Here is a 7,184-nt window from a genome sequence, read left to right as displayed (position 1 = left end):
CGCATCTATGCGGAAGTGATCGGCTACGGCAGCAGCTCGGACGCCTATCACATGGTCGCCACGCATCCCGAGGGGACGGGGGCGCATCAGGCGATGAAGCTGGCGCTGGCCGACGCTGGTTTGCGACCTGAGCAGGTCGACGTGATCTCCGCGCACGCGACCAGCACGGAGCTCGGCGACAAGTCGGAGACGAAAGCGATCAAAAGGCTGTTCGGCGAGCAGGCGTACCGCATCCCGGTAACGGCCAACAAGTCGATGACTGGCCACATGCTTGGCGCGGCGGGCGGCATAGAAGCCATCGCGCTGGTGCAGACGCTGCAGACAGGCATCATCCCGCCGACCATCAATTTGGAGCAGCCGGACCCGGAGTGCGACTTGGATTACGTGCCGAATGAGGCACGGCATGCGGAGGCGCCGCTGACGATCGGCTTGTCCAATTCTTTTGGCTTCGGCGGGCATAATGCGGTGATTGCTCTGAAGGCGTATCGTGGCTGATGAAATCGTAAACGTTAAGGTTAAAATCCTCCGCGAATGCCGATAATTCATATATCCGATGCGTGAAGTTGGAGGATCCGTCCATGATCTTGTTCAGCAACATCATTTTCTTGTTCACAGCGATGGTGACAGGTTCGTTGAAGGCTTGGCGCCGCTATTATCAAACCGCGCTGTATTTATCGTACTGTAACTTGCTATACAATTTATTGTGCAATGAATATTTATTGTGGGAATACCATCCTGACTGGTTGTTAAACCATATCGTGACGGATTTGATCAACTCCATTGTGCTGCTGCCTGCTGCGGCTATGTTGTATTTGCACCACTTCCCTGAAAAAGGAAATATAAAGACGGTTCTGTATTACCTCGCGTGGATTGCAGGCTTTTCCGTTCTTGAATTCTTCTGGCATCTTAACGGGGTAATCACGTATGATCATGGTTGGAAATTTCCGTATTCGATCATTTTTTACTTCGCTATGTTTTTTGCGATTCGTTTGCACCATCGCAGCGCGGGAAAAGCGCTGCTTTTTTCGCTGGCTGCGGTCACGTTTTTGCTTATCGTCTTTAAAGTCCCATTGTGGAAGCAATGATCGTAGCGCAATGTCAGATATTCTTTCCAACCCTTCCTCGTAAGGGTTTTTCTGCATGTCTCAAAGCTGAATTTTATTATTTTCTACCTCTTTAGTATTCTCTACATGCTGAAAAACCTTGATGCAGCAAGGTTTTTTTGCTTTTCAGCAAGATGCCCGCGAAAAAATGACGAGTGCGGAAATCGCGAAGTTTACGACCCGAGAAAGCGCTTTTATGATAAATTCAGAACACAGCACCAACCAAAAAAGGGAGGAACAAACATGACCAAGAAGCTGATCAGCTCCTTAGCCGGCATTGCCATGATGACTTCGATCTTGGCTGCCTGCAGCGGGACGACCGGGGGCCAGAAGGATGGAGGTGCTACCGCCAGCGCCTCAACAGCCCCCGCAGTTACCCAAGCCGCTAATCCATATGGTGATACGGGAGGGTTGAAACTGCCGCTCGTCAATGAGCCGACGACAATTACGTGGATGCTGCCGAGCAACTCGACGAACATTAAAGAAGATAAGCTCGTGGTTCAGGAAATTTTAAAGCGTACCGGCATCAAAGTTGAATTTCAAACGTATTCCCCGCAAACCTACCAAGATAAGCTCAAAGTGATTGTCGCTTCCGGGAAGCTGCCGGACATCTTTGAAGGGCTCAAGGCGGCAGAGCTCAAAAAGATCGGGAAGCAAAAGGGCGTTGTCGCGATCAACGATTTCGCCGACATCCTGCCGAATTTCAAGAAGCTCTACATGCAAGACAACAGTTGGGTCGTCAAGTCGTACGGCGACGAGAACGGGAAGCTCTATACTTGGCCGATCTATGAACTGAATCGCGATGTCAATCATGGCTTTTTGTACCGCAAGGATATTTTCGACAAGCTCGGAATTAAGGAATGGACGAACACGGATGAGTTCTACCAGGCGTTGAAAAAGCTGAAAGAAGCGTATCCGAACGCCTACCCGTACGCCTCCAAGGGGCTGGTCAACATTTTCAAAGACTGGTCTTACGGCTGGGGCATCGGCAGCGACGCCTATCCGGCGTACTACGATGAGAAGGATAAAACGTGGAAGTTCGCCAGCATTCAGCCAGAGCACAAAAATATGCTGGATTTCATGAAGAAGCTGTATAACGAAGGGCTGATCGATCCTGAATTTTTGACGGATACGCAGGATTCCTGGACAACCAAGATGACCACGGACAAATCGTTTGTGACGTGGGATTGGATCGGTCGTCTGGATTTGTTCTACAACCAGATCAAAGCGAAGAACCCGGACTATAATTTGCGCTATGCGAATCCGGTAGGTCCGACGGGCAATATCCGAACGCTGCCAAAGGTGTCCGATTTCAGCGTAACTGTGGCGAACAATAAGAATAAAGAAACGGCGTTAAAGCTGCTTGATTATTTGACCTCCCCATCCGGCTCGCAATTGATGACGCTGGGGGTTGAAGGGGTTAACTTCGAGTGGGGCAAAGACGGCGCGCCGGTGTACCCGGAGCTGAAGGATCTGCCGCTCGTCGATATTTCCGTGCTGGAAGACCGCTATGCGATGTGGCTGGAAAGTGCGTATCTCCGTCCGGATCACCGCAGCGTATACTACAAATTCTCGGAGAAAGAGAAAGAAGCGCAGGATAAAATCTTGAAAGGCAACAAGCGGGAGCCGATTGATCCGATTCTCAATTTTACCGATGCGGAGATTTCCACCCTCGCCGAGCTGCAAACGTCGCTGCAAAAGGCAGCGGAGGAGTTCAATGCCAAGTATGTGCTGGATAAAAAATACGGCGACGAGCAATGGGAAGAATGGAAAAAATCCATTGCCAAAAAAGGCGTGGACGCCTACATGAAGGTGTACAACGACGCACAGAAGCGGTACGACGCCGCAAAATAAGACAGAAGCCGGTAAGGGCGCCTTAGGCCAACGTTGTGTGGCATCCAGGTTAAGGCGCCCTGCCGGGATCGGATCGGAGGGGAACCCATGTGCAACAACCCATCGTAGAGGAAACAGCGCCCAAACGGCAGCGGACAGCATCGAGACAAGTTCGATGGGCTGCGGCCTTCAAGCATATGAAGCGGGATCGCCAGCTGCTTATATTATTTGCCCCGTGCCTGCTGTTCTATCTTCTTTTTCGGTACGGGCCGCTTTACGGCTTAATTATCGCTTTTAAAGACTACAGCGTGTTTACCGGGGTCTGGGGAAGCGACTGGGTCGGCTTCAAGTATTTTATCCAATTCTTTACGAATCAGGATTTTTGGCTGCTCTTTCGCAACACCTTCCTGCTGGGTATTTACACGCTCGTCTTCGGCTTTCCGTTCCCGATTCTCCTCGCTATCCTGCTGAACGAAGTTCGGTTGACCTGGTTCAAAAAGTCTGTGCAAACCTTGAGTTATTTGCCGGCTTTTCTATCCGTGGTCATCGTCAGCTCTATGATTATCGACTTCCTGTCACCGACGAGCGGGTTACTCAATCAATTGTTGGCTGCGCTCGGCTTCCCCAAGAAATATTTCCTGGTGGACCCGAACTGGTTCCGCCCGATCTATGTGATCTCGGATATTTGGGAGAAAATCGGCTACGAAGCGATTATTTATTTGGCGGCGATTGCGGGGATCAACCCCACGCTGTATGAGGCGGCAAAGGTCGACGGCGCCAGCCGCTTCCGCATGATGCGGCATATAACGCTGCCGGGACTCATGCCGACGCTGCTCGTGATGTTTATTTTAAAAACGGGTTCGATGATTCGCATCGGATACGAGAAGGTGCTGCTGCTGTACAATCCTTTGACGTATGAGGTCAGCGATGTATTTTCCACCTATGTGTATCGGAAAGGGTTGTTGGAATCGAACTACAGCTATGCGGCGGCAGTGGGCATGTTTGAAGCGTTAGTTGCGATGGTCATGCTGCTCGGCGCCAACTATATCAGCAAGCGGATCGGGGGGAACGGATTATGGTAGGCAGCCGCAAAATTACACTGTTTACAGTTGTAAACGCCCTCGTGTTATCCGTGATCGCGATTGCCACGCTGTATCCTGTGCTGTACATCCTGGCGGTGTCGCTCAGCGATACGTCGGCGGTCATTCAGGGCAAAGTGTTCCTCTTTCCCAAAGGGCTCAATCTCGACGCCTACCGGGAGGTACTGAAGAACGATAAAATTCCGCGTGCGTACTTGAATTCGGTGTATTATACGGCACTGGGCACATTTATTAATCTGCTGTTTACGGCGATCGCCGCCTACCCGCTTTCGCAGCGCACGTTTTTCGGACGGAAGTTTTTTATGCTGATGATCGTGATGACGATGTTTTTTAACGCGGGGATTATTCCGACTTATATGGTCGTCCAACAGCTTGGGCTGCTTGATACGGTGTGGGCGTTAGCGCTGCCGAATGCGATCTGGACGATGGAGCTGATTATTCTCAAAAGCTTTTACGAAAACATGTCCTCCCAGATTCGCGAGGCGGCCGTCATTGACGGCGCATCCGATTACCGCATTTTGTTCTCCATCGTCATTCCGCTTTCCAAGCCGGCGCTAGCTTCGATCGGGCTCTTCTACTTCATGGGGCATTGGAACAGTTTTTTCCTCCCGATGATTTATTTGAGCGACAAAGATATGTATCCGCTGCAAGTGGTGCTTCGGGATATGCTGATCTATAACGCGGAGAATGATGCCGGCCTGGTCGACCGGGCTGCACTGGCGCCGCAGGCGATGAAGAATGCGACGATTGTCCTGTCGATGATTCCGGTGCTGTTGATGTATCCGTTCGCACAAAAATACTTTGCCAAGGGGGTGATGCTCGGCTCGGAAAAGGGTTGAAACGGGCGCATGTGGAATAGTAGTTGGATGAACCTGAGCGAGGTGACAAGATGACGCCCATGAACCGTTTAATGGCGAGCAGAGGACTCTTACAAATTTTTTGCGCATTACTGTTAGTCATTGTGATCATGTTTATCGCCAACTACATCGTCTATAAGAACTCGATTTCCGGGATTTACGAGAAAGTTACGCAGAACAACCGGCTCGTCGTGCAAAATATTATTCAGTCGTTCGACAGTTCCTTTGCCACGGTGAACAATCTGATATTTTCCGTCCACGGGCTGCCGTACGATCCGGCGGCGGAAGACAAGACGATCGACATGGCCAAAGTGTATACGCTCCAGGAGCACCTGGCCAGACTGGCGTCGTCCATCGATTATGTGGAGGACATCATCGTGTTCTACGACGGACAGGAATTGGCGGTAACGGCTAAGGGAACCAGCGATTTCAGCGTATTGTTCGACAAAAAGTACAAACACGACACATATACGCCCAATTATTGGAAAATGTTTATGAACGCTAAGCATGCGCTTACCTTTTTTCCGATCGCGGATTTTGCGGTGTCCACGGACGGTTTAACTCGCAGAAGTCAGCAACTGATGGTCGTCATGGATGGGAACAAAGTGCGCCTGTCCAATAAGAACGTGATGGTGCTGCTGAATGCGGAGAAGCTGCTCAAGCAAATCGACCTGAAGTCGATGATTCCCGGCGCTTCCCTTCTTGTGCTGGACGCCAACCGCAATGTGGTGCTGAGCACCGATCCGAAGCAGGAGCCGGGCGAACTTCTGAACGAGGTGTATTTTAGTCCTGAGAAGGAAGCGACGCTGACCCGCAAAAATGTAGAGTACCACTTCTACAAGTCGGAATACAACGATTTTATCTATATCAACAAAGTGCCGTATCAGTTTCAAAATATTAATTCCGTGGGCAACGCCAATTATCTGATTATGATGTCTGCGATTATATGCGCCGTGCTGCTGTCTGCCTTCCTCAGCGTCTATTTGTACCGGCCGGTCAAGGATATTCTAAAGCTGTTCGGCGGCGGCCAGCTTAAGGGGAACGATTTCCGCAAAATCTACAGCGGTATCGTCAAGGTGCAGACGGAGAACGAAACGCTGAAGGAGCAGATCCGATTCGCGGATCAAGAGCTCCGCAGGAGTCTGTTTCTGCAGATGCTGGACGGCTACACGCATACCCGGGAGCTGGAAATGCAGCTGCAGCCGGTGTATGAGTTCTTTTTCCCGGAGCGGCAGTTTGTCATGGCGGCTGTGCAGATCAAGCCTCCCGTGGAGGGCGATTCCCGGCAGGAACCCCGGGTTGAAGCAATTACGGCCATGTTGGAGGACGCGCTTGGCGAAGCGGGACGAGTTGCCGTCTTTTATACCGGCGGCTTGCAGTTCACGGTGATGGTTGGGATTTCCCAACCTTCCGGGCGAAGGGCGGTGCTTGATAAGCTGGAAAGCTGGATGAAGCGGGCGGCCAAGGAAGAACTTGCAGGCTTCGTGCTGTGGGCCGGCCTCAGCAGGTTGTACGAGTCTAAAGTATCGAGCTGCCAGGAAGCTTACCAGGATCTCCAAAACGGCCGGGATTACCGAAATATCGATTCGGCTTGTGCGGTTGTCGATTTGGAGAATATTCGGTACGTCCCCGCGATTCAATTTTCGTTTGAGAAGATGGAGAAGCTGTCCAACACTTTGCTTAGCGGCAAAACAGATGAGGCATTGAGCCTCCTGGAGAATTTATTTGAAGAGAATGCGGAGCGCGGCGTTCATCATTATCAGTTTGCTCATCTTGCGAAAAGTCTTTTCTTCCATCTGATGAAGCCTAACGAACAGGGGGCGGCCGACAGCAAAGAGAGTCTGCAGCTCGAGATGGCGTTCTGTCGACGGGTGGACCAGGCCTATAGCCGCGCCGAGGTGATGGAAGCACTGAAGGAAATCGTGCGGTTCATCGGCAACAAACGGTTGCAAGAAGGGAAAAGCAAGCTGAATCCGGAGTTCATCAATCAGTATATCGAGCTGCATTATATGGAGAATTTGTACCTCGACCATATGGCGGAGCTGCTGAATACGAGTCCGAAATATTTTTCTAACTATTTCAAGAAAACGTTCGGCGTCGGCTATGTGGATTACCTCAATAAGGTCCGGTTGTCCCATGCCCGGGAGTTTCTGCGGCATTCGGAGATGAGCGTGGCGGAAATTGGGGAGAAGACCGGGTATCTCAACGCGTCCACGTTTACAACGACCTTCAAGAAATATTATGGCATCTCGCCGAGCGAGTTTCGCAAGAAGACGGTAGGCTGACTGCCG

Annotated in this window: 6 protein-coding genes; all 6 read left to right on the top strand. The window is 51.1% G+C overall.

Translation table 11 applies throughout. The features are described 5' to 3' along the window. Nucleotides 1–495, top strand: a 495-nt coding sequence (locus EJQ19_RS01970) for a beta-ketoacyl-[acyl-carrier-protein] synthase family protein (protein WP_420901655.1), incomplete at its 5' end; no start/stop codon positions are given. Nucleotides 496–578: 83 nt separating this feature from the next. Next, nucleotides 579–1,085, top strand: coding sequence for a CBO0543 family protein (locus tag EJQ19_RS01965; protein WP_126139534.1), 507 nt, complete (start codon nt 579–581; stop codon nt 1,083–1,085). Between the two features lie 261 nt (nt 1,086–1,346). Next, nucleotides 1,347–2,957 carry an extracellular solute-binding protein gene (locus EJQ19_RS01960; protein ID WP_126139533.1) on the top strand — a complete coding sequence of 537 codons (1,611 nt, stop codon included), beginning with the start codon at nt 1,347–1,349 and terminating at the stop codon, nt 2,955–2,957. Nucleotides 2,958–3,133: 176 nt separating this feature from the next. After that, nucleotides 3,134–4,018: an ABC transporter permease gene (locus EJQ19_RS01955; protein ID WP_126139537.1), complete on the top strand. Its 885-nt coding sequence runs from the start codon at nt 3,134–3,136 to the stop codon at nt 4,016–4,018. Beyond that, nucleotides 4,012–4,875: a carbohydrate ABC transporter permease gene (locus EJQ19_RS01950; protein ID WP_126139532.1), complete on the top strand. Its 864-nt coding sequence runs from the start codon at nt 4,012–4,014 to the stop codon at nt 4,873–4,875. The genes EJQ19_RS01955 and EJQ19_RS01950 overlap by 7 nt, the downstream gene beginning before the upstream one ends. Before the next feature lie 50 nt (nt 4,876–4,925). Continuing rightward, nucleotides 4,926–7,178 (top strand): AraC family transcriptional regulator, encoded by a 2,253-nt coding sequence (locus EJQ19_RS01945; RefSeq protein WP_241242681.1) that lies wholly within the window; start codon nt 4,926–4,928, stop codon nt 7,176–7,178. The last annotated feature ends 6 nt before the right edge of the window (nt 7,179–7,184 follow it).

The organism is Paenibacillus whitsoniae (genome assembly GCF_003955665.1).
In the GTDB taxonomy this organism is placed as follows: Bacteria; Bacillota; Bacilli; order Paenibacillales; family NBRC-103111; genus Paenibacillus_E; species Paenibacillus_E whitsoniae.
This window is presented reverse-complemented; position numbering and strand designations above follow the sequence as displayed.